We start from the raw sequence: 23,003 nt of genomic DNA on the forward strand, positions 1-23,003 counted from the left end.
AGGCTCCCAGTAGACGACTGGGTTGATAGGCCGGATGTGGAAGCCCAGTAATGGGTGGAGCTGACCGGTACTAATAGGCCGAGGGCTTGTCCTCATTTGCTCGCGTCCACTGTGTGGTTCCCGGGTTGCGAACAGTCGCACCGGTTGAACCAGTTTCACTTAATTAATTGAAAAGTGTGCTTGTTCGCTAGAACCCGATAGGGTTTCGGTGGTCATAGCGTTAGGGAAACGCCCGGTTACATTCCGAACCCGGAAGCTAAGCCTTTCAGCGCCGATGGTACTGCAGGGGGGACCCTGTGGGAGAGTAGGACGCCGCCGAACAATCTTTCAGGACCCTTGGTCCCAGCGTTCACGCTGGGACCAAGGGTCCTTTTGTTTTTCTTGATTTTTCCGAAGCGCGTCGGGCTGCCGGCTGCGCGAGAATGACTGCAGTACCCGAAGACAGGAGTCACGTCGATGTCCACCAACTCTCCCGACGACCGTCCGGAGCGCGAGCCGCGTCGCAGGGACGGTGGCGAGCGGGGCGGCTTCCGTGGCCCGCGTCGTGATGACAACCGGGGTGGCGGCGGCTTCCGCCGCGATGACCGGCGTGACGACAACCGCGGTGGCGGTTTCCGCCGTGACGACCGGCCGCGCGACGACCGTCGCGACGACCGTCCGTCGTTCCGTCGTGACGACCGTCCGCGTGACGACCGCCGTGACGACCGTCCCCGTGATGACCGTCGCCCTGACAGCCGCGGCGACAACCGCGGCGGTGGCTTCCGCCGCGATGACCGTCGTGACGACAACCGTGGTGGCGGTTTCCGGCGTGACGACCGTCGCGACGACCGTCCCTCCTTCCGTCGTGACGACCGGCCCCGTGACGACCGTCCGTCGTTCCGTCGTGATGACCGGCCGCGTGACGATCGGCGTGACGAGCGTCCGTCGTTCCGCCGTGACGACAACCGTGGTGGTGGCTTCCGTCGCGACGATCGCCGCGATGACAACCGTGGTGGCGGTTTCCGTCGTGATGACCGGCCTCGTGACGATCGCCGTGATGACCGTCCTTCCTTCCGTCGTGATGACCGGCCCCGTGACGACCGTCGCGACGACCGTCCTTCGTTCCGTCGCGATGACCGTCCGCGTGACGACCGCCGTGATGCTGACCGTCCGTCGTTCCGTCGGGACGACCGCCGTGACGACAACCGTGGTGGTGGCTTCCGTCGGGACGACCGCCGTGACGACAACCGTGGTGGTGGCTTCCGTCGGGACGACCGTCGCGATGACAACCGTGGTGGCGGGTTCCGTCGCGACGACCGGCCTCGTGACGACCGCCGTGATGACCGTCCTTCCTTCCGTCGTGACGACCGGCCCCGTGACGACCGCCGTGACGAGCGTCCTTCGTTCCGTCGCGATGACCGGCGTGACGAGCGGCCGCGTGACGACCGTCGGGACGACAACCGTGGTGGCGGGTTCCGTGGGCGGGACGACCGGCCCCGTGGGCCCCGTCGGGACGACAACCGTGGCGGTGGCTTCCGTCGCGACGACCGGCCGCGTGACGACCGTCGCGACGACAGCCGTGGCGGCGGGTACCGCGGGCGTGACGACAACCGTGGCGGTGGCTACGGGCGGCGTGACGACCGTGACCGGACCGACCGGGCGCCGATCAAGCGGCTGCCGATCCCGCCGGAGGTCACCGGCGACGAGATCGACGACGATGTGCGCCAGGAGCTCATGAGCCTGCCCAAGGGGCTCGCCGAGGACGTCGCTCGTAACCTCGTCATGGTCGCCGACCTGATCGACGAAGACCCGGAGCAGGCCTACGCGTACTCGCGCATCGCCCTGCGGCTCGCCTCGCGCGTCGCCGCCGTCCGTGAGGCCGCCGGTTTCGCCGCGTACGCCACGCAGAAGTACTCCGAGGCGCTGGCCGAGTTCCGGGCCGCGCGGCGGATGACCGGTGGCGTCGAGCTGTGGCCCGTGATGGCCGACTGCGAGCGCGGCATGGGCCGGCCCGAGCGGGCGCTCGCCATGGCCGGTGAGCCCGAGGTGCAGAAGCTGGACAAGGCCGGGCAGGTCGAGATGCGGCTCGTCGCCGCCGGCGCCCGTCGCGACATGGGGCAGCTGGAGGCTGCCATCGTGACGCTGCAGAGCCCCGAGCTCGCGTCCAGCGCCGTTCACCCGTGGACCGCGCGCCTGCGGTACGCCTACGCCGACGCGCTGCTCGCGGCCGAGCGGGAGACCGAGGCGCGGGAGTGGTTCGCCAAGGCGCTCGAGGCGGACAAGGACGGGGCCACGGACGCCTCCGACCGGCTCGCCGAGCTGGACGGTGTCGAGTTCGTGGACGCCATCGACGAGGACGAGGACGAGAACGACGACGTGGACGGGGGCCGGGACGGGGAGCCGTCCGGGAGCGTCGATGTCGCCGACGAGACCGACGTAGCGGATGACGACCAGCCCGACGACCGGGGCTGATGCGTGACGAAAGGGCGGTACCCCCTCGGGGGTACCGCCCTTTCGCATGTCCTCAGTCGAGCGCCAGGCTTCTCAGCACCAGGCCCGTGGCCGGCTTCGGGCCGAAGGACGTCGACTTGCGGGGCATCGTGACGCCCTGTTGTGCCAGGTCCCGTACGACGTCCTCCCGTACCGGGTGCATCAGTACCGCCGTACCGCCCCGGCGCTCCGCCTGCTCCACGGCCGCCTCCGTGTCGTGGATGTAGCTGATGTCCTCCGGGGCGTCCGGGATGTGCCAGAGGTGGTCCAGGAGCGTGGCGTGCAGGACCGTCGCGTCCAGGGTGCGCCAGGCCTGCGGGCGGTCCTCGGGGATCGTGCGGGCGAGGAGCTCCGGGGCGGGGCGGTCCACGAGGTGGAACGTACCGTCGCCGGCCAGGAGGAAGGCGTTGCCGTCCGTCGCGGCGGCCGCGAGGGACGTCATGGCGTCCGGGAGCGTGGCGTCGAGGCGGCGGATCCGGAAGTCGTCGCCGAGGGCCGCGAGGGCGTCCGCCACGGGGAGGCGGTTGAGCAGGCGGTGGATCGCGCGGACGCGGAGGGGGTAGCGGGCCGTGTCGATGAGGAGGACGAGGCCGTAGTTCCAGGGGCCGGGCTGGGGGTGTTCCTCGCGGAGGCGGAGGTACGTCGCCCAGCGGTGGTGGCCGTCGGCGATCAGCGCCTGGTGCTCGGCCAGGCCGGCGGAGACCGCCGCGAGTTCGGCCGGGTCCGTGATCGCCCAGAGGCGGTGGCTGAAGCCGTCCTCCGTGGTCGTGGCGAGGAGCGGGGTGCGCCGGACGGTGCGTTCGATGACGTCGGCCGGTCCGCCGCCGTTGCCCCGGTAGGTGAGGAGGAGCGGCTCCAGGTTGGCGGCCGTGGTGCGCATCAGGTCGGCGCGGTCCTCGACGACGTGCGGCATGACGTCCTCGTGGGGGAGGACGATGCCCTCGGCCGGGGTGGTGAGCTCCAGGGCGCCGATGATGCCGCGCTGGAGGATGTCGCCGCTGCTCTGCTCGTACACGTAGAGCGCGGGCTCGGGGTCCGGCGCGAGGACGCCGTCCGCGAGCCAGCGGTCGAGGGTGACGGCGGCCTTGCGGTGGCGGGTGCCCGGGCTGATGGCCTGCGGAAGGATCAGCCGGACGATGTTGTGCGGGTCGGCGGACTCCAGATGGTGGAGACCGTCGGGCCGGACGACGACGTCGTACGGGGGCGAGGTCACGGCGGCCAGGCTGCCGACCCGTTCGGGGACGTAGCGGAGTCCCCGGAACGGGACCAGGTGCAGACCGTCGTCGGCCGCAGGACCACTGGTGTTCATTGAGCAATCGTAAGTGCGCGGTGGCAATGAGCGATGATCGGGGGAGCGGGGACGGCTTTCAGGCGAGGAGTGTGTGGTGGGTATGGGTGACGGTGGCCAGGGCGGGCGGCCCAGGACGGTGCTCGACGGCAGTGCGGTCGCGCTGAGCGAGGCGTACGACACGGCGCTGCTCGATCTGGACGGTGTCGTCTACGCGGGCGGTGAGGCGATCGCGCACGCCGTCGACGCGCTGACGGTCGCCCGGGCCGGCGGGATGCACCTCGCGTACGTCACCAACAACGCGCTGCGGACGCCGGAGGCGGTGGCCGCGCACCTCACCGAGCTGGGGGTGCCGGCGGAGGCGGGCGACGTCATCACCTCGGCGCAGGCGGTGGCGCGGCTCATCGCCGACGACGTGCCCGCCGGTTCGCCGGTGCTCGTCGTCGGCGGGGAGGGGCTTCGCGTGGCGCTGCGCGAGCGGGGCCTGGAGCCGGTGGAGTCGGCGGACGTGCCGGGCCTCGCGGCGGTGGTCCAGGGGTACGGCGGGCCGGACATGCCGTGGGCGCGGTTCGCGGAGGCCGGGTACGCCGTGGCGCGGGGTGTGCCGTGGTACGCGTCCAACACCGATCTGACGATTCCCGGCGCGCGGGGGATCGGGCCGGGGAACGGGGCCGCGGTGGAGGTCGTACGGATCGCCACGGGCGGTGTCGTGGAGCCGACGGTGGCGGGGAAGCCGCTGCCGCCGATGCACCGGGAGACCGTACTGCGGACGGGGGCGCGGCGGCCGTTGGTGGTCGGGGACCGGCTGGACACGGACATCGAGGGCGCGTTCAACGGGGGCGTGGACTCGTTGTTGGTGTTCACCGGGGTGACGGACGTGGCGCAGCTGCTCGCGGCGGTGCCGGAGCACCGGCCGACGTACGTCTCGGCGGACCTGCGGGGGCTCCTGGTGGGGCAGCCGGAGGTCGTGGAGACGGGTGGGGCGTTCGTGTGCGGGGGGTGGCGGGCGTCCGTGAGCGGGGGCGCGCTGCTGCTTGAGGGCGCGGGGGCGGTCGGGGAGCCCGGAGCGCTCGACGTCATGGACGGGGTGCGGGCGCTGTGCGGGGCGGCGTGGTCGGAGGCGGGGGCCGGGGCCTGTGGGCTGGACGCGGGGAAGGCGTTGGAGCGGTTGGGGATGTGACGGTCGGTGGGGCCGCTCGGGTGCTTGTGACCTACGTGGCCCCTGTGGCCCCTGTGACCACTGGGAGCCTTGGGGCCGTTGGGGTGGGGGAAAGGTAGGGTAGGTTAGCCTAACCTCGTGTTGGTCGAGAGTTCCTCCCGAGCGAGCGCGGAGGCTACGAAATCCCCCCAGGCGACGGGCCGCAGGCATTCCGTGCGGGCGTTCGGGCTTGTCGTGGGCGTCGTGGTGCTGCTGCTGGTCTGTGTCCTGAGCATCATGATCGGTGCCAAACCCGTGCCGCTCGGCGATGTGTGGCACGGGCTGTTCCACAACACCGGTACCGGCAACGGCGTCATCATCCGTGACGTCCGCGTCCCCCGGACCGTCCTCGGGCTGCTCGTCGGCGTCGCCCTCGGGCTCTCCGGGGCTGTCATGCAGGGCCTCACCCGTAACCCGCTCGCCGAGCCCGGGCTGCTCGGCGTGAACGCCGGGGCCGCCGCGGCAGTCGTCTCCGCGATCGCGTTCCTCGGGATCACCGACGTCGACGCCTACGTCTGGTTCGCGTTCCTCGGGGCCGCCGCCGTCTCCGTCGTCGTGTACGTCCTCGGCGGCAGCCGCAGCGCCACGCCCGTGCGCCTGGCGCTCGCCGGCACCGCCGCGACCGCCGCGCTCTACGGCTACGTCAACGCCGTCCAGCTCCTGAACTCGGCCGCACTCGACCGGCTCCGCTTCTGGACCGTCGGCTCGCTGGCCTCCGCCGACATGGACACCGTGCGGCGCGTCGCGCCGTTCATCCTCGTCGGGGTCGTCGTCGCCCTGCTGATCTCCCGGCCGCTCAACGCCATGGAGATGGGCGACGACACCGCCCGCGCGCTGGGCGCCAACCTGAACCGCACCCGGGTCCTCGCGATGGTCGCCGTCACGCTGCTGTGCGGCGCCGCGACCGCCGCCTGCGGGCCCATCGTGTTCCTCGGGCTGATGGTCCCGTACCTCGTCCGCGCCCTCACCGGCCCGGACATGCGCTGGATCCTCCCGTACGCGGCCGTCCTCGCGCCGGCCCTGCTGCTCGGCTCCGACGTGATCGGCCGGCTCGTGGCCCGCCCCTCCGAGCTCCAGGTCGGCATCGTCACCGCGCTCGTCGGCGGGCCCGTCTTCATCCACCTCGTCCGCCGCAAGAGGATGGCCCAGCTGTGAAGTCGATACGGACCGGTGGCGGGTTCTCCGTACGGTACGAGCCCCGCGCCGCGCTCTCCGCGCTCCTGCTGGTCGTGGCCACCCTCGCGGCCGGGGTCGTCCTCATCGGCAGCGGCGACTTCCCGATCGCCCCGGGCGACGTCCTCGCCACGCTGCTCGGCGACGGAACTCCCGTACAGGAGTTCGCCGTGATGGACCTGCGGCTGCCGCGCGTCCTCGTCGCCGTCTTCGTCGGCGCGGCGCTCGGCATCGGCGGCGCCGTCTTCCAGTCGATCTCCCGCAACCCGCTCGGCAGCCCCGACGTCATCGGCTTCGGTCAGGGCGCCACCGTCGGCGCGCTGGGCGTCATCGTGCTCTTCCAGGGCAGCGCCATGGCCGCCGCCGGGGGCGCGGTCGTCGGCGGCCTGATCACGGGCGCCGTGATCTACCTCCTCGCCTGGAAGCGCGGGATCCACGGCTACCGGCTCGTCCTCGTCGGCATCGGCGCGGCCGCGATGCTCACCGCCGTCATCCACTACCTCATCACCAAGGCCAACCTGGTCGACGCGACCCGCGCCACGGTCTGGATGACCGGCTCGCTGGAAGGGCGGGACTGGGCGCAGTTCTGGCCGCTGTTCGCCGTCTGCTGCGTCCTCGTCCCGCTGGTCCTCGGGCACGGGCGGGCGCTGCGGATGCTGGAGATGGGCGACGACTCCGCGTACGCGCTCGGGGTGCGGGTCGAGCGGACCCGGATCGTGCTGATGTCCTCCGCCGTCGTGCTCGTCGCCGTGGCCACGGCCGCCGCCGGGCCCATCGTGTTCGTCTCCCTGAGCGCCCCGCAGCTGGCCCGCCGGCTGACCCGCGCACCAGGACCCAACCTCGCCGCCTCCGCCCTCATGGGCTCCGCGCTGCTGCTCGTCGCCGACTGGACCGCGACCCATGCCTTCGGCGACCGGCAGCTGCCGGTGGGCGTCGTCACCGGAGTGCTCGGCGGCTGCTATCTGCTGTGGCTGCTCGTCACGGAGCGGAAGGCGGGGCGCATATGACGCCCACGGCCCGCACGACGGATTCGAACGTTTCACACGACAGGAAACTCAGGAGCACCTCCATGGACCGTCAGGCCCAGCGGCTCAGCGCCGAGTCGGTCACCCTCGCCTACGACCAGCGGGTCATCGCCCGCGAGCTGTCCGTCGCGATCCCCGACAACTCGTTCACGGTCATCGTCGGGCCCAACGCGTGCGGCAAGTCGACCCTCCTGCGCGCCCTCTCCCGGATGCTCAAGCCCTCCCAGGGCCGGGTGCTCCTCGACGGGCAGAGCATCCACAGCATGCCGACGAAGAAGGTCGCCAGGACCCTCGGTCTGCTGCCGCAGTCCTCGATCGCCCCCGACGGCATCACGGTCGCCGACCTGGTGGCCCGCGGCCGCTACCCGCACCAGGGACTGCTGCGCCAGTGGTCGCCCGAGGACGAGCGGATCGTCCAGGAGTCGATGGAGTCGACCGGCGTCGCGGAACTCGCGGAGCGGTACGTGGACGAGCTGTCCGGCGGCCAGCGTCAGCGGGTGTGGATCGCGATGGCGCTCGCCCAGCAGACCCCGCTGCTGCTCCTCGACGAGCCCACGACCTTCCTCGACATCCAGCACCAGATCGACGTCCTCGACCTCTGCGCCGAGCTGCACGAGACCCAGGGCCGGACGCTCGTCGCCGTCCTCCACGACCTCAACCACGCGGCCCGGTACGCCACCCACCTGATCGCCTGCCGGGACGGCGCGGTCGTCGCGGAGGGCCCGCCCGCCGAGGTCGTCACGGCCGAGCTCGTCGAGCGGGTCTTCGGGGTGCGCTGTCAGGTCATCGAGGACCCGGAGACGGGAACGCCGCTGGTCGTGCCCGCGGGGCGCAAGGCACGGGCGACCGGGCGGCCCGCCGACCGGTCGCTACAGAAGTGAGCGCAGCTTCAGCAGATCGCGGAAGCCGGCCTCCAGCCTGACCCGGCCGGAGGCCCAGGCCTTCGCGAAGTTCAGCTCGCCGTCCACCATCGCCACCAGGTCGTCGCCCGTCATCGCCAGGCGGATCTGCGCCTTGGCGGGCGGCGGGCCCGGCACCGTGTCCTGGACCTGGATCCGGCCGTCCATGAGGCGGCCGGTGAACGTGGTGTCCAGGTCCGTGATGTGGCAGCTCAGGCTGCGGTCGAGCGCGGCGGCGCTGCGGACCTCGCCGTCGGCGCGCGTGAGATTGTCCGAAAGTTTGTCGAGTGCGCTGCGGCACTCCTCGATCGTGGCCATCGCCGTCGACCGTACCCCAGGGCTTCGCGATAGCGTCGGGCGCATGAGTGACGTGACGGACGCAGCGCCGGAGGCCGAGGCCCGGGACGGGCGAGACCCAGGTGCGGTCGAGGAGGCGGGGTTCGAGCCCGTCGGGCCCGCGCCGCTCGGCGTCGTGCGCGTCCCCACCGGCCGGCCCGTCGTGGACGCCCTCCTGGAGCGGCTTGCCGACGCCGACAGCCTTCCGGCGGACGGACACCTGGAGGTGTACGAGGATGTACACCGTGGACTGCGCGACGAGCTGACCTCGCTCGACGCCGTCCGCCCCGGACCGACACCCGGTTCCGGGCCGACGCCCGGCCCTGGACCGACCCCCGGTCCCTGACCGACACCGCCGTACGACCTCAGGAGCTGAACCGAACGTGGCAGGAGTGGCACGCCGCCGTCTGGACGCCGAGCTGGTACGCCGTGAGCTCGCCCGCTCGCGCGAGCACGCCAGCCAGCTGATCGCGGCGGGGCGGGTGACCGTCGGCAAGACGGTCGCGACCAAGCCCGCCACCCAGGTCGAGACGGCCGCGGCCATCGTCGTCGCCGCGGACGACAGTGACCCGTCCTACGTCTCGCGCGGCGGCCACAAGCTCGCCGGTGCCTTCGCCGCCTTCGTACCCCAAGGGCTGACGGTCGAGGGCCGGCGGGCGCTCGACGCGGGCGCGTCGACCGGCGGGTTCACGGACGTCCTGCTGCGGGCGGGGGCCGCGCACGTCGTCGCCGTCGACGTCGGCTACGGCCAGCTCGCCTGGTCCCTGCAGAGCGACGACCGGGTCACCGTCAAGGACCGGACGAACGTACGCGAGCTGACCCTCGACGCCATCGACGGCGCCCCCGTCGACCTCGTCGTCGGCGACCTCTCCTTCATCCCGCTCGGCCTCGTCCTCCCCGCCCTGGTGCGCTGCACCGCGCCCGACGCGGACCTCGTGCTCATGGTCAAGCCGCAGTTCGAGGTCGGCAAGGAACGCCTCGGTACGGGCGGTGTGGTGCGCAGCACGCAGCTGCGCGGCGACGCGGTGAAGAACGTGGCGCGCCAGGCGGGCGAGCTCGGGCTCGGGGTCCTGGGCGTGACGGCCAGCCCGCTGCCCGGCCCCTCCGGCAACGTCGAGTACTTTCTGTGGCTGCGGGCAGGGGCGCCCGCGCTCGATCCGGCGGATGTCGACCGCGCCGTGGCGGAGGGACCTCGTTGAGCTCAACGACCGCACCACCTGGTACCGGTACGGGTACGCGTACCGTCTTCCTGCTCGCGCACACCGGCCGTCCGGCCGCCGTGCGCAGCGCCGAACTCGTCGTCCTCGGGCTGCTGCGCAGCGGGATCGGCGTCCGTGTCCTGGAGGCGGAGGCGGCCGATCTGCCGCTGCCGCCGTCCGTGGAGACGGTGCCGGAGGCCTGCGCCGAGGCGCTGGAGGGCTGCGAGCTGCTCGTCGTCCTCGGCGGTGACGGGACGCTGCTGCGCGGCTCGGAGTTCTCGCGGGCGTCCGGCGTGCCGATGCTCGGCGTCAACCTGGGCCGGGTCGGCTTCCTCGCGGAGGCCGAGCGCGACGACCTCGACAAGGTCGTCGACCGGGTCGTGACACGGGCGTACGAGGTCGAGGAGCGCATGACCCTCGACGTCGTCGTGTACGAGAACGGCGACGTGCTGCACCGGGACTGGGCGCTGAACGAGGCGGCCGTGCAGAAGGTCTCCCCGGAACGGATGCTGGAGGTCGTGCTCGCCATCGACGGCCGTCCGGTCACCGGCTTCGGCTGCGACGGGGTGATCTGCGCGACCCCGACGGGCTCGACGGCGTACGCGTTCTCGGCCGGCGGGCCGGTGATCTGGCCCGAGGTCGAGGCGCTGCTCATGGTGCCGATCGGGGCGCACGCGCTGTTCGCCAAGCCGCTCGTGACGACGCCGGAGTCGGTGCTCGCGGTGGAGGTCGAGCCGCACACGCCGAACGGCGTGCTGTGGTGCGACGGCCGCCGGACGGTCGAACTCCCGGCGGGCGCGCGGGTCGAGGTCCGGCGCGGCGAGGTGCCGGTACGGCTCGCCCGGCTGCACCACGCCTCGTTCACGGACCGGCTGGTGGCGAAGTTCGCGCTGCCCGTGTCGGGGTGGCGGGGCGCGCCGCACTGAGCGGCAGGGGTGGCGCGGTCGGCGTGGCGCCGGCGCCGGGGGGTGGCGCTGTCGGCATGGCGTCCTCGGCCTGGTGCCGTCGGCGTGGTGCCCACCCCCACGGGTGACCAGGGGTGCGTCCGACCTGCGGGTTCACCCCGTTCCGGCAGGGGCCGTCGCACAGGTGGGGCCGGACCTCGTAAGGTCTTCTCCGTGTTGGAGGAGATGCGGATACGGTCGCTCGGGGTCATCGACGACGCGGTTGTCGAGCTGTCGCCCGGTTTCACCGCGGTGACGGGCGAGACCGGTGCGGGCAAGACCATGGTCGTGACCAGCCTGGGGCTGCTGCTCGGCGGGCGCGCCGACCCCGCCCTGGTGCGGATCGGCGCCGGCTCGGCCGTCGTCGAGGGGCGGATCACGCTGCCCGAGGGCGCGAGCGTCGCCGTGCGCGCCGCGGAGGCGGGCGCCGAGCTGGACGACGGCGCGCTGCTCGTGAGCCGGACGATCTCCGCCGAGGGCCGTTCCCGGGCCCATCTCGGCGGGCGTTCGGTGCCGGTCGGGCTGCTCGCCGAACTCGCCGACGAACTCGTCGCCGTGCACGGCCAGACCGACCAGCAGGGCCTGCTCAAGCCCGCCCGGCAGCGCGGCGCGCTCGACCGGTACGCGGGGGAGGCCGTCTCCGTACCGCTGGCCGCGTATTCGGAGGCGTACCGGCGGCTGCGGGCCGTCGTCGCCGAGCTGGACGAGATCACCACCCGGGCGCGCGAGCGGGCCCAGGAGGCCGACCTGCTGCGCTTCGGGCTCGGCGAGATCGAGGCCGTCGAGCCGCTGGCCGGTGAGGACGTCGAGCTGGCGGCCGAAGCGGAGCGGCTCGGGCACGCCGAGGCCCTCGCCTCCGCCGCCGCGCTCGCGCACGCCGCCCTCGCGGGCCAGCCCGAGGACCCGGAGGCCGTCGACGCGACGACCCTGGTCGCGGGGGCCGGGCGCGCCCTGGAGGCCGTACGGTCGCACGACCCGGCGCTCGCCGCGCTCGCGGACCGGATGGGCGAGATCTCGATCCTGCTCGCCGACGTGGCCGGGGAACTGGCCGGGTACGCCGACAACCTGGACGCCGACCCGCGACGGCTCGCCGTCGTCGAGGAGCGGCGCGCGGCGCTGACGCAGCTCACCCGGAAGTACGGCGCGGACATCGCGGCCGTCCTTGCGTGGGCGCAGGAGAGCGCGGCCCGGCTCACCGAACTGGAGGGCGACGACGACCGGGTCGGCGAGCTGACGGCCGAGCGGGACGCGCTGCGGTCCGAGCTGTCCGTTCTGGCGCAGGCGCTCACCGACGCCCGTACGGAGGCGGCGGCCCGGTTCGCCGAGGCCGTGACCGCCGAACTGGCCTCCCTCGCCATGCCCCACGCGCGCGTGTCGTTCGCGATCAGCCAGACCGAGGACCCGGACGGGGTCGAGGTCGGCGGCCGCCCGGTCGCGTACTCGCCGTCCGGCGCCGACGAGGTCGAACTGCTGCTCGCCCCGCACCCGGGGGCACCGCCGCGGCCGATCGCGAAGGGCGCGTCCGGTGGTGAGCTGTCCCGGGTGATGCTCGCGGTCGAGGTCGTCTTCGCGGGTACGGACCCGGTGCCGACGTACCTCTTCGACGAGGTCGACGCGGGCGTCGGCGGCAAGGCGGCCGTGGAGATCGGCCGTCGCCTCGCGAAGCTCGCCAAGTCGGCGCAGGTCGTCGTGGTCACCCACCTTCCGCAGGTGGCGGCGTTCGCCGACCGGCAGCTGCTGGTGGAGAAGACCAACGACGGCTCCGTGACCCGGTCCGGCGTCACCGTCCTGGAGGGCGAGGACCGCGTGCGCGAGCTGTCGCGGATGCTGGCGGGCCAGGAGGACTCGGAGACGGCGCGGGCGCACGCGGAGGAGCTGCTGGCCACGGCGCGGGCGGACGGCTGAGGGCCCGGCCCTTGCAGGGGGCTCGTGGGGCTCGTGCGGGGGTTGCCTACGCTGGGCCGTATGAGTGGGAATTGGGGCAGGGTCGGGGCGTTCGTCGTGGCGGCCGGGGTCGGTCGGGCCGCGTACGTGGCGTTGCGGGGGCGCGGGGACGCGCGGTGGCGGCGGGAGAACCACGCCGGGCGGAGCGTCGACCTGTGGGCCGGGCCCGCCACCGCCGTAGGAGCCGCCGGTGCCGCCGTCGTGGCCGGGAGCGGGCCGGCCGCCTTCGCCGTGCTCACCGCCGGGGCGTGCGGGGCGTACGACGACTGGAAGGGCGACCACCGCCGGGGCTTCCGGGCGCACCTGGAGGCCCTGCGTGACGGCGAGGTCACCAGCGGAGCCGTGAAGCTCTTCGGGATCGGCGCGGCCGGGCTCGTTGCCGGGGCGCTCCTGAAGGAACGTCCCGTCGACAAGGTCCTCGCGGGTGTGGTGATCGCCGGCACCGCGCATTTCGTCAACCTCGTGGATGTCGCCCCGGGGCGCGCCGCGTTGACGGTTCTCGGGCTCGGGGCCCCCGGACTGCTGCGTGGAGCGCTCGCCGCCGCGCCGATGGGCGCCGCGGCCGCCGTCCTCGTGGACGACCTCGGTGAGCGGACCATGCTCGGTGACACGGGCGCGCACGCGCTCGGAGCGGCGGTCGGCAGTGCGATCGCCGCCGGGAACGGTCGGTTCGGACTCGCGGTCCACGCGGCGGGGCTCGTCGCGGCGGCGGTGTACGGAGACCAGGTCAGCGACCTCGCGCGTTCACCCGTGTGAGTGAAAGCGCGCGGCGCGTTGAGGCCTTGGCGACGGCCACGACACGGCCATGAGGGGGCTTCGGTGCCGGAACGTGCGTACGGGCTGGCATCCTTGGGGCCGTGACACAGCTCCGTACGGTCCAAGTGCTGGGCGGCGGCAGCGCGGGCAGTAGCGCTCACGTCCGATCACTTGCCTCGGGGCTGGTGGCGAGGGGCGTGCGGGTGACCGTGTGCGCCCCGGCCGAGCTCGACCGCGCCTACGACTTCATCGGCGCCGGCGCGCACTTCGTGCCCGTCCCGCGCCGCAACGACCCCGCGACGGTCGCGCAGCTCCGCAACGCCTGCATCGGCGCGGACGTGGTGCACGCGCACGGGCTGCACGCCTCGGTACGGGCGACGCTCGCGCTGTCGGGGTCGGGAGGGGTGCGGGGGCCGGCGCTCGTGACGACCTGGCACACCCGCAACCATGTGGACGGGGCGCGGGGCGGGCTGTTGCGGCTGCTCGAACGACGTACGGCGCGGGCGGCGGCCGTCGTCCTCGGGACCTCGTCGGAGCTGGTCGACCGGGCGCGGCGGCGCGGGGCGCGGGACGCGCGGCTCGCTCCGGTGACGGTGCCCGCGTCGCGCGCGCCGGTCTGCCTGCACGACGGCAAGGCGCGGGCGGAACTGGGGGCGGTGGACCGGCCGTTGTTGATGGCGGTCGGGGCGCTGGTGCCGGAGCGGGGGTACGGGCTGCTGCTCGACGCGGCGCGGGAGTGGCGGGATCTCGACCCGCAGCCGTTGCTGGTGATCGCGGGGGAGGGGCGCGAGCGGGCGGCGTTGCAGCGGCGGGTCGAGGCGGAGGGGCTGGCGGTCCGGCTGATCGGCCGTCGGGACGACGTGGCGGAGCTGCTGGCGGCGGCGGACGTGGCGGTGCTCCCGTCGCGCTGGGAGGCCCGTTCCCTGCTGGCGCAGGAGGCCCTGCGGCTGGGCGTGCCGCTGGTCGCGACGGCGGTGGGCGGGGTGCCGGAACTGGTCGGTGATGCGGCGGAGTTGGTCCCGTGGGGCGACGCGGCGGCGCTGGCGGCGGCGGTGCGGGGCCTCTTGGAGGACACGGACCGCCGGATGGACCTGGCGGCGGCGGGGCGGGTGCAGGCGCGGACGTGGCCGACGGAGGACGAGACGATCGCGCATGTGTTGAGCGTGTACGACGAGCTGTCGGGCCGGCGCTGACGGTGTGACGGGGGCGGGGCGGAATCCCCCACCCCTCCCCGAAACCCTGACGAGACCGGGGGGCTCCGCCCCCTTTCCCCCGGCGCGGCGGCTTCGCGCCGTGGGTGGGTCGGGGTGGGGCTTGCCCCCGGACGCGGCGGCTTCGCGCCGCGGAGGTGGGCGCGTGGCCCTGTGCCCCGGTGGGGCGGGTTTGGGGACGGGGCTTCGCCCCTGCCCCGGGAGCGGCGGCTTCGCGCCGCGGGTGGGCGTTCGGGTCCCGGGGGTGGGCTTGGTCGGTTACGGGGTGTGGCGTCTGGCTCGGAGGGCCAGGGAGAGGGCCAGGACTGTCTGGGGGTCGTCCAGGTCCGTGCCCAGGAGTTCGGAGATTCGGGCCAGGCGGTTGTAGAGGGTCTGGCGGTTGAGGTGGAGTTCGCGGGCCGTTTCCGCCTTGCGGCCCGCGTGGGCCAGGTAGGTCTCGAGGGTGGGGAGCAGTGGCGGGCGGGACGTGCGGTCGTGGTCCCGCAGGGGGCCGATCGCGCGGTCCACGAAGGCCGCGAGGTCCGGGTGTTCGCGCAGGCGCCACAGGAGGAGGTCGATGTCCAGGCGGCGGGCGTCGTACCAGGGGCGGTCCGAGAGGCCCTGCGCCGCCGTCGCCGTCTCGCCCGCGTGCCGCAGGGACGCCGACGCCGCCGCCCAGCCGCCCGCGACGCCCACCACGACCACCGGCGGGAGGCCGCCCCCGCGTTCCAGGCCGGCCCGCTCCACACCCGCCCGCAGCGCCGCCGCGACCCGGTCCGCCACCGCCGTACGCTCCGACTCCGAGCGCAGGCCGAGCAGGAGCGGCACCCGGCCCTCCACCGGGCGTACGCCCAGCAGGACCGGGACGCCCACCGAGGACAGCTCCTCCAGGACCGCCCTCGCCAGCAGGGACCAGTTGCCCGAGGGGGACAGGTCCGAAGCCAGGCGCATCACCACGGGGAGGAGGGGGCCTTCGCCCGGGCGGAAGCCCAGGACCCTGGCCTGTGCCGGGGCGTCCTCCGGCGTGATCCTGCCCTCCGCCAGGTCCGTCAGGAAGTCGCCGCGGCCCCGCGCCGCAAGCTCCTCCTCCTGCCGCGCCTGCATCAGGACGACCGCCAGGATGCCCGCCGCCCGTTCCGCCGCCATGCGGTGGAGCTGGGACAGCGGGCCGTCGACCGCCAGGAGGACCAGGCGGGCGCGGACCGAGCCCGTGCCCGGTCCGCCTCCGGGTACGTCCACCAGCACCGCGCCCGTCGGCGGGCCCGACTCGCGCGCCGCGCGCTGGCCGCGCAGCCCGTCCCAGACCTGGAGCGGGTCCGCAGGTCCCGACTCCGTACCCGCCGCGTAGAGCAGCTGGCCGTCCGCCGTCTCCAGGAAGACCGGGTTCGCCGTGAAGTCGGCCAGGATCCGCAGGACCTGAGGCACCCCGCCCCCGCCGAGCAGTGCCTCCGTGCACTGACGGTGGACCTCCTCCGCCTGCCGCAGCAGCGCGTAGTGGCCGTTCACGATCTCGGTGTGGATCTCCTCGGTCACCGCCACGAAGGGGACCTCGCGGTGCAGCTGCACCAGGGGGAGGCCCGCCGCGCGTGCCGTCTCCACGATCGTGGCCGGCAGGCGGGAGAAGCGGGGGCCGAGTTCCACGACCAGGGCCGCGATGCCGCGGTCCGCCAGTCGGCGTACGAACGCGCGCTGCTCCGCAGGGCGCGTCCCCAGGCCGAGGCCCGTCGTGAGCAGCAGCTCGCCACCCTTGAGCAGCGACGCGATGTTCGGGACCTCGCCCGCGTGCACCCAGCGCACGGTCCGGTTCAGCCGGTCCGCGCCCGCGACCACCTCCGGGAGGCCGCTGCGGAGCCCGGGCAGCTCCAGCGCCCGCTGCACGGTGATCCCGCCCTGATTGTCCATGGCCGGACGCTACCCGTGTCCATGTTGCGGCGACATCACACCACGGTCACACGGGCCGACAGATCGTCCATTCCGTCGACAACTCGTCGCTCCCATAGGCCAATTGTGCGACCCCATGTCGATTGTGGCGTACGTCACCCCGGAGGATCCTCTCCGGCCATGGCAAACAACCCCACCCGCGAGGTGCAGCGCCTCAAGGCGAACTCGGTCGGTGTCGTCGGCGTCGTCTTCATGGCCGTCGCCACCGCCGCCCCGATCACGGCGATGACCGGCAACCTCCCCATCGCCGTCGGCTTCGGCAACGGCACCGGCGCCCCCGCCGGCTACCTCTTCGCGACGCTCGTCCTGACCGTCTTCTCGGTCGGCTACGTCGCCATGGCCAGGCGGATCACCGCCGCCGGCGCCTTCTACGGCTACATCTCGCACGGCCTCGGCCGGATCGCCGGCATGGCCTCCGGGATGCTCGCCGTGCTCGCGTACATCGTCTTCGAGGCCTCCATCGTCGGCGTGTTCGCCTACTTCACCAAGACGACGGTCGCCGACCAGCTCGGCTGGGACCTGCCGTGGATCGTCTACGCGGCGGCGATGCTCGCCGTCACCGCCGTCCTCGCGTACTTCGACATCAACCTCACCGCCAAGGCGCTCGGCGTGATGCTGGTCGCCGAGATCGCGGTCCTGTTCGCCGTCGCCACCGCCGTCCTGATCGCCGGCGGCGGCCCCGACGGCATCCCCGTCGAGCCGATCAACCCCAAGAACGCCTTCACCGGCGCCTCCGCCGGGCTCGGTCTCTTCTTCGCCTTCTGGTCATGGGTCGGCTTCGAGTCGACGGCGATGTACGGAGAGGAATCCCGCGATCCCAAGCGCGTCATCCCCCGGGCGACCCTCGTCTCCGTCGTGGGAGTCGGACTCTTCTACATCTACGTCTCCTGGATGACGATCGCCGGCAACGGGCTCTCCGGTTCCGTGAAGCTGTCCTCCTCCGCCTCGCCCCTCGACCTGTTCTTCGCGCCCACCCAGTCCTTCATCGGCGCCTGGGCGGTCGACGCCTTCCAGTGGCTGCTGCTCACCGGCTCCTTCGCCTGTGGCATGGCCTTCCACCAGTGCGCTTCCCGCTACCTGTACGCCATCGGCCGCGAGGGCTTCCTCCACCCGGCCCTCGGCCGGACCCACGCCCGGCACGGCTCCCCGTACATCGCCTCCTACGTCCAGAGCGCCATCGCGGTCCTCCTCGTCGGCGCCTTCTGGGTCACCGGACAGGACCCGTACATCCACCTCTACACGCTGCTCGCGATCCTCGGCACGATGGCGATCCTCATCGTGCAGACCCTCTGCTCCTTCGCCGTCATCGGCTACTTCCGCACCAACCACCCCGAGGACCGGCACTGGTTCAGGACGTTCACCGCGCCGCTGCTCGGCGGGATCGGGATGACCGCCGTTGTCGTCCTGCTCGTCATGAACATGGAGACCGCGGCGGGGCTCGCCGCCGACTCCCTCCTCTTCAAGGCGATCCCGTGGATCGTCGGAGCGGTCTTCTTCGGCGGCCTGGGCCTCGGCCTCTACCTCAAGGCCCGGCAGCCCGAGCGGTACGCGATCATCGGCCGGATCGTCCTGGAGGACGCGACCGAGCGCGACGACGACGAGCGGCCTAAGGCCCCCGCCCCGGTATCGCAGAGCTGAACCCCCACCCCTCCAAGGACCCAGGAGCGCCCCATGGCACGCACCAACCCGATGCACCTCCTGAACCGCCTCGCCGCCGAGCACGCCGATGCCCGACGGCTGAACCTGCCCGTGGACGAGCTGAGAGGGATGCGGTCCGACGCCCTCGGACGGCGTTCCCTGCTGAAGTACGCCGCCGCCGCGGGAGTCGCCGTCGGCACGGGGGCGGCCGTCTCCGCCCCCGCTGCGGCCCGAGCGGTCACCCCCGCCCGCGTCGCCGTCGTCGGTGCCGGCATCTCCGGCCTCACCGCCGCCCTCACCCTCCAGGACGCGGGCGTGAAGCCGACGCTGTACGAGGCCAACCCCGCGCGCGTCGGCGGACGCATGTGGACCCAGCGGAACCACTGGGCGTACGGGCAGACCTCCGAGATCGGCGGAGAGCTGATCGACACCAGCCACAAGAAGATCCTGGAGCTCTGCCGCCGATTCGACCTCCCCGTGGAGGACTTCCTCGGCGGCGGCCCCACCGGCGCCGAGGAAGTCCTCTGGTTCAACGGCTCCTACTACCCGCGCCACCAGGCCGACGAGGACTTCAAGGCGGTCTACCAGGCGCTGCGCCGCGACCTGTCCGAGGCGGGCGAGGTGCTGTGGAACCAGACCACGCCCACCGGCACCGCGCTCGACAACATGTCGGTATACGAATGGATCGAGTCCCGTGTCCCCGGCGGCCACTCCTCGCCACTGGGCCGGTTCATCGACGTCGCCTACAACGTCGAGTACGGCGCCGACACCACCGAACAGTCCTCGCTCGCCCTCGTCCTGCTCATGGGCTACCAGACCAATCCGGGCCACTTCAACATCTGGGGCCTCTCCAACGAGCGGTACCACATCACCGGCGGCAACGATCAGCTCCCGAACGCCATCGCGGGCGCCCTCGCGCCCGGCACCCTGCGCCAGGGCTGGTCCCTGACCGCCGTACGGGCCAACGCCGACGGCACCCAGACGCTCACGTTCACCGAGGCGGGCGCCACCCGGACGATCACCGCCGACCACACCGTCCTGTGCCTGCCCCTGCCGATCCTCAAGCAGCTCGACCTGAGCCTGGCGGGGTTCGACCCCCTGATGAGGAACCTGCTCAGGGACGCCCGGATGGGGTACTGCACCAAGCTCAACATGCAGTTCGGCACCCGCCCGTGGCGCGGCACGGGCGCCTGGCCCGGCGTCTCGGCCGGTGACTGCTTCACCGACACCGAGGTCCAGCAGACCTGGGACACCACCAAGATCCAGGGCGGCACGGGAGGCATCCTCATCCAGTACGGCGGCGGAAACCTGGCCCGGTCCCTGACGCCCGCGGGGCCGTTCTCCACCCAGTCCGACCCGTACGTACGGAGCCTGGTCACCCGGTATCTGGGCGGCGTCGACGCCTTCTTCCCGGGCACCTCCACGGCGTACACCGGCCGAGCCCAGCTCTCCGCCTGGCACCGCGACCCGTACACCCTGGGCGCGTACTCCTGCTGGCCCGTCGGCTATCTGCACCGGTACGCGGGGTACGAGGGCACCGCCCAGGGCAACGTCCACATCGGCGGCGAGCACTGCAGCTACGACTTCCAGGGCTTCATGGAAGGCGGCGCCACCGAGGGCGAGCGGGCCGCGCGGGAGGTGATCGACGCGCTGAGGTGAGTCAGGCCGCCGGGGTGATGTTGTGGTTGAAGCGGAAGACGTTGTCGGGGTCGTACGTCGCCTTCACGGCGGCGAGCCTGCGGTAGTTCTCCTCGCCGAAGCCCGCGACGACCCGCTCGTCGCCCTCGGAGCCGATGAAGTTGAGGTACACGGCTCCGGTGGACCACGGCCGGGCGTCGGCCCGCACGTCCCGTACCCACTGCCGCGCCCGCTCGTCGTCGGCCGGGTTCTCCCAGGTCGCGAAGGGGTGGACGACCCAGGGCGCCGAGCGCCACGGAATGGGGTAGTCGGCCGGACCGGAGGCCACCGCGCCGCCCAGCATGAAGAGCACGTGCTGGGTGGCGGTCGGGAGCGGGATCAGGGCGCCCCGCGCGCAGAAGGCGTCCACGGCCTCGTCCGGGAGCGCGTTCAGGTACTCCGCCGACCAGTAGTTCCGCAGGCCCGGCGGGTCGTCGAGCATGCACTGGAGGTCGGCGTACGGGATGTCCGTGACCATCTCGATCGCCGGCTTCAGGGCGATCAGCGGCGCCGCCAGCTCGCGGACCTCGGCGACCGGTCCCGCGTACGTGAGGAGGGTGCCGCAGAGCAGCTTGCCGACGAGGTGTTCGGGGACGAACGGCTCCGGGGGAGCGGGCAGGTAGATGATCCCGCCGCCCGCAGCGTCGGGGGCGTCGGCCGCCAGGTCGCGGAAGGTGCGGACCACCTCGGGGGCGGACTCCGGAAGGAAGAAGAGCATCGCGAAGCTCATCCGGGGCAGCTCGTGGAGCCGCAGCGTGAGGGAGGTCGCCACCCCGAAGTTCCCGCCGCCGCCGTGCAGCGCCCAGAACAGCTCCGGGTGGGTCTCGGCGTCGGTGTGGACGTGCTTGCCCTCGGCGGTGATGAGCTCGGCGGCGAGGAGGTTGTCGCAGGCGAGCCCGAACTTCCGCTCCAGCCAGCCCGAACCGCCGCCGAGCGTGAAGCCGCCGACGCCGGTGGTGGAGACCCGGCCGCCGGTGGTGGCCAGGTGGAAGGGCTGGGTCGCGTGGTCGAGGTGGCTCATGGTCGCACCGCCCTCGACCCGGGCCGTCAGGTGCTCGGGGTCGGCGACGACCGCGTGCATCCGGCGCAGGTCGACGACGAGACCGTCGTCGACGACGCACGTGCCGGCGACGCTGTGCCCGCCGCCGCGCACGGCGAGGGGCAGCCCGGTCTCCCGGCCGAAGAGGACCGCGTTGGCCACGTCCTCGGAGGTCGCGCACTGGGCGATGACGGCGGGCCGCCGGTCGATCATGCCGTTGTGGATCTTCCGGGCCTCGTCGTAACCCGGATCGCCGGCCACGAACACCTCCCCGGCCAGATCCTCACGGAGCCCGGCCAACGCCGTCGCCGGAACGTCGATCTGGGGAGCCATGGGTGAGCCCCCCTTCCTGAGGGGGGGGGACAGGACCCTTTCAGCGTATTCCGGGCGACCGGAATACGCGCCTCAACCCCCGTACGCCCCGCTCGCCGTCAGGCGGAGGGCCGTGTCGATCAGGGGGACGTGGCTGAAGGCCTGGGGGAAGTTGCCCACCTGGCGTTGGAGGCGGGGGTCCCACTCCTCCGCCAGGAGGCCCAGGTCGTTGCGGAGGGCCAGGAGGCGTTCGAAGAGCTGGCGGGCCTCGTCGACGCGGCCGATCATCGCCAGGTCGTCGGCGAGCCAGAACGAGCAGGCGAGGAACGCGCCCTCGTCGCCCTCCAGGCCGTCCACGCCGGCCTCCTCGCCCGCCGTGGGGTAGCGCAGGACGAAGCCGTCCTCGGTCGACAGCTCGCGCTGGATCGCCTCGATCGTGCCGATGACCCGCTTGTCGTCCGGCGGCAGGAAGCCCATCTGCGGGATCAGCAGCAGCGAGGCGTCCAGCTCCTTGGAGCCGTACGACTGCGTGAAGGTGTTCCGCTCCTTGTCGTAGCCCTTCTCGCAGACGTCCCGGTGGATGTCGTCGCGCAGCGTGCGCCAGCGCTCCAGCGGGCCGTCGGCGTCCCCGGACTCGATCAGCTTGATCGTGCGGTCGACCGCCACCCAGGCCATGACCTTCGAGTGCACGAAGTGGCGGCGCGGGCCGCGCACCTCCCAGATGCCCTCGTCGGGCTGGTCCCAGTGGGTCTCCAGGTAGCGGATCAGCTTGAGCTGGAGGAGAGAGGCGTAGTCGTTGCGGGACAGGCCCGTCATGTGCGCCAGGTGCAGTGCCTCGGTGACCTCGCCGTAGACGTCCAGCTGGAGCTGGTTGGCGGCGCCGTTGCCGACCCGGACCGGGCCGGAGTTCTCGTACCCCGGCAGCCAGTCGAGCTCCGCCTCGCCGAGCTCGCGCTCGCCCGCGATCCCGTACATGATCTGCAGGTTCTCCGGGTCGCCCGCGACCGCGCGGAGCAGCCAGTCCCGCCAGGCGCGGGCCTCCTCGCGGTAGCCGGTGCGGAGCATCGAGGAGAGGGTGATCGCCGCGTCGCGCAGCCAGGTGTAGCGGTAGTCCCAGTTCCGTACGCCGCCGATCTCCTCGGGCAGGGACGTGGTCGGCGCGGCGACGATGCCGCCGGTCGGGGCGTACGTCAGGGCCTTCAGGGTGATCAGCGAGCGGACGACCGCCTCGCGGTACGGGCCGTGGTACGTGCAGTGCTCCACCCACTCCCGCCAGAAGTCCTCGGTCGCCTCCAGCGAACCCTCCGGGTCCGGCAGGGCGGGCGCCTCCTTGTGCGAGGGCTGCCAGCTGATGGTGAAGGTGACCCGGTCGCCGGGGGTGACGGTGAAGTCAGAGTACGTCGTGAGGTCCTTGCCGTGCGTCTCGGCGTCCATGTCCAGCCACACCGAGTCGGGGCCGGCGACGGCGACCGTGCGGTCACCGACCTTGTGGACCCACGGCACCACGCGTCCGTAACTGAACCGCATCCGCAGCGCGGAGTGCATCGGCACCCGGCCGGAGACGCCCTCCACGATCCGGATCAGCTGCGGCGCCCCGTCGCGCGGGGGCATGAAGTCGATCACCCGGACCGTGCCGCGCGGAGTGTCCCACTCGGACTCCAGGACGAGCGAGTCGCCCCGGTAGCGGCGGCGGTCGGCGGGCGGCGGGGTCGCGCCGTTGGGGACGGCGGGGCCGACCCGCCAGAAACCGTGTTCCTCGGTCCCGAGGAGTCCCGCGAAGACGGCGTGCGAATCGAAGCGGGGCAGGCAGAGCCAGTCGACACTGCCGTCCCGGCAGACCAGGGCGGCGGTCTGCATGTCTCCGATGAGTGCGTAATCCTCGATGCGCCCGGCCACGTGCTCTCTCCAGATCGAACGGCCACGTCCGCCCCGAAGGACGGTTACTACAGATCAGCGGTCAACAGATGTTGACGAT

Annotated in this window: 19 protein-coding genes and 2 rRNA genes; 16 read left to right on the forward strand and 5 right to left on the reverse strand. The window is 72.8% G+C overall.

The genetic code is table 11. The annotated features are described in order from the left end of the window. The 4 genes from AB0F56_RS04970 to AB0F56_RS04985 all read left to right on the forward strand — a co-directional run. Positions 1-94, forward strand: a 23S ribosomal RNA gene (locus AB0F56_RS04970); the annotation flags it as partial. A 110-nt stretch (positions 95-204) separates the two neighbouring features. Next, positions 205-321, forward strand: a 5S ribosomal RNA gene (gene rrf, locus AB0F56_RS04975). Between the two features lie 394 nt (positions 322-715). Then, complete coding sequence (locus tag AB0F56_RS04980) at positions 716-1,717, forward strand: hypothetical protein (RefSeq protein WP_362005122.1); 1,002 nt, start codon at positions 716-718, stop codon at positions 1,715-1,717. After that, positions 1,654-2,451, forward strand: coding sequence for a hypothetical protein (locus tag AB0F56_RS04985; RefSeq protein WP_362005070.1), 798 nt, complete (start codon positions 1,654-1,656; stop codon positions 2,449-2,451). Before AB0F56_RS04980 ends, AB0F56_RS04985 begins: the two co-directional genes overlap by 64 nt. A gap of 52 nt (positions 2,452-2,503) precedes the next feature. On the opposite strand, the gene AB0F56_RS04990 is transcribed toward AB0F56_RS04985, so the two are convergent. Further along, entirely contained in the window at positions 2,504-3,778 is a 1,275-nt protein-coding gene (locus AB0F56_RS04990) for a DUF1015 domain-containing protein (protein ID WP_362004054.1), read from the reverse strand. Between the two features lie 82 nt (positions 3,779-3,860). On the opposite strand from AB0F56_RS04990, the gene AB0F56_RS04995 reads away from it, so the two are divergent. From AB0F56_RS04995 to AB0F56_RS05010, 4 genes are all read left to right on the forward strand, one after another. Further along, positions 3,861-4,937: an HAD hydrolase-like protein gene (locus tag AB0F56_RS04995; RefSeq protein ID WP_362005072.1), complete on the forward strand. Its 1,077-nt coding sequence runs from the start codon at positions 3,861-3,863 to the stop codon at positions 4,935-4,937. Positions 4,938-5,150: 213 nt separating this feature from the next. Continuing rightward, positions 5,151-6,110, forward strand: coding sequence for an iron chelate uptake ABC transporter family permease subunit (locus AB0F56_RS05000; RefSeq protein ID WP_362005075.1), 960 nt, complete (start codon positions 5,151-5,153; stop codon positions 6,108-6,110). Beyond that, entirely contained in the window at positions 6,107-7,135 is a 1,029-nt protein-coding gene (locus tag AB0F56_RS05005; protein WP_362004056.1) for an iron chelate uptake ABC transporter family permease subunit, read from the forward strand. Before AB0F56_RS05000 ends, AB0F56_RS05005 begins: the two co-directional genes overlap by 4 nt. A gap of 62 nt (positions 7,136-7,197) precedes the next feature. Continuing rightward, positions 7,198-8,034, forward strand: coding sequence for an ABC transporter ATP-binding protein (locus AB0F56_RS05010; RefSeq protein ID WP_362004059.1), 837 nt, complete (start codon positions 7,198-7,200; stop codon positions 8,032-8,034). On the opposite strand, the gene AB0F56_RS05015 is transcribed toward AB0F56_RS05010, so the two are convergent. After that, entirely contained in the window at positions 8,023-8,370 is a 348-nt protein-coding gene (locus AB0F56_RS05015; protein WP_362004061.1) for an SCP2 sterol-binding domain-containing protein, read from the reverse strand. The two genes, AB0F56_RS05010 and AB0F56_RS05015, sit on opposite strands and share 12 nt — an antisense overlap. Before the next feature lie 43 nt (positions 8,371-8,413). On the opposite strand from AB0F56_RS05015, the gene AB0F56_RS05020 reads away from it, so the two are divergent. The 6 genes from AB0F56_RS05020 to AB0F56_RS05045 all read left to right on the forward strand — a co-directional run bounded on the left by AB0F56_RS05020 (position 8,414) and on the right by AB0F56_RS05045 (position 14,424). Continuing rightward, a complete protein-coding gene (locus tag AB0F56_RS05020; protein WP_362004064.1) occupies positions 8,414-8,734 on the forward strand; it encodes a hypothetical protein in 321 nt (106 codons plus the stop codon). 37 nt (positions 8,735-8,771) lie between these two features. Continuing rightward, entirely contained in the window at positions 8,772-9,587 is an 816-nt protein-coding gene (locus AB0F56_RS05025) for a TlyA family RNA methyltransferase (protein WP_362004066.1), read from the forward strand. Beyond that, a complete protein-coding gene (locus AB0F56_RS05030) occupies positions 9,584-10,513 on the forward strand; it encodes an NAD kinase (protein ID WP_362004070.1) in 930 nt (309 codons plus the stop codon). Before AB0F56_RS05025 ends, AB0F56_RS05030 begins: the two co-directional genes overlap by 4 nt. Before the next feature lie 204 nt (positions 10,514-10,717). Further along, the gene (recN, locus tag AB0F56_RS05035; protein ID WP_362005078.1) at positions 10,718-12,436 is read left to right on the forward strand and encodes a DNA repair protein RecN; all 1,719 of its coding nucleotides are present in this window, start codon (positions 10,718-10,720) and stop codon (positions 12,434-12,436) included. 60 nt (positions 12,437-12,496) lie between these two features. Next, complete coding sequence (locus tag AB0F56_RS05040) at positions 12,497-13,231, forward strand: hypothetical protein (RefSeq protein ID WP_362004072.1); 735 nt, start codon at positions 12,497-12,499, stop codon at positions 13,229-13,231. A gap of 101 nt (positions 13,232-13,332) precedes the next feature. After that, positions 13,333-14,424 (forward strand): glycosyltransferase family 4 protein, encoded by a 1,092-nt coding sequence (locus AB0F56_RS05045; protein WP_362004075.1) that lies wholly within the window; start codon positions 13,333-13,335, stop codon positions 14,422-14,424. A gap of 276 nt (positions 14,425-14,700) precedes the next feature. Here AB0F56_RS05045 and AB0F56_RS05050 read toward each other — a convergent pair whose 3' ends face one another. Then, the gene (locus AB0F56_RS05050; RefSeq protein ID WP_362004077.1) at positions 14,701-16,323 is read right to left on the reverse strand and encodes a PucR family transcriptional regulator; all 1,623 of its coding nucleotides are present in this window, start codon (positions 16,321-16,323) and stop codon (positions 14,701-14,703) included. 159 nt (positions 16,324-16,482) lie between these two features. Here AB0F56_RS05050 and AB0F56_RS05055 point away from each other — a divergent pair, with 159 nt between their 5' ends. Both AB0F56_RS05055 and AB0F56_RS05060 read left to right on the forward strand, forming a co-directional pair. Continuing rightward, positions 16,483-18,000 (forward strand): APC family permease, encoded by a 1,518-nt coding sequence (locus tag AB0F56_RS05055; protein WP_362004080.1) that lies wholly within the window; start codon positions 16,483-16,485, stop codon positions 17,998-18,000. 33 nt (positions 18,001-18,033) lie between these two features. Continuing rightward, positions 18,034-19,659, forward strand: coding sequence for an NAD(P)/FAD-dependent oxidoreductase (locus AB0F56_RS05060; RefSeq protein ID WP_362004083.1), 1,626 nt, complete (start codon positions 18,034-18,036; stop codon positions 19,657-19,659). A 1-nt stretch (position 19,660) separates the two neighbouring features. Here the strand turns inward: AB0F56_RS05060 and AB0F56_RS05065 are convergent, their stop codons facing one another. Next, positions 19,661-21,049, reverse strand: coding sequence for an FAD-binding oxidoreductase (locus tag AB0F56_RS05065; RefSeq protein ID WP_362004086.1), 1,389 nt, complete (start codon positions 21,047-21,049; stop codon positions 19,661-19,663). A gap of 72 nt (positions 21,050-21,121) precedes the next feature. Further along, complete coding sequence (locus tag AB0F56_RS05070; RefSeq protein WP_362004089.1) at positions 21,122-22,924, reverse strand: glycoside hydrolase family 15 protein; 1,803 nt, start codon at positions 22,922-22,924, stop codon at positions 21,122-21,124. Between the last annotated feature and the right edge of the window lie 79 nt (positions 22,925-23,003).

The organism is Streptomyces sp. NPDC026092 (genome assembly GCF_040638605.1).
Taxonomy (GTDB): Bacteria; Actinomycetota; Actinomycetes; order Streptomycetales; family Streptomycetaceae; genus Streptomyces.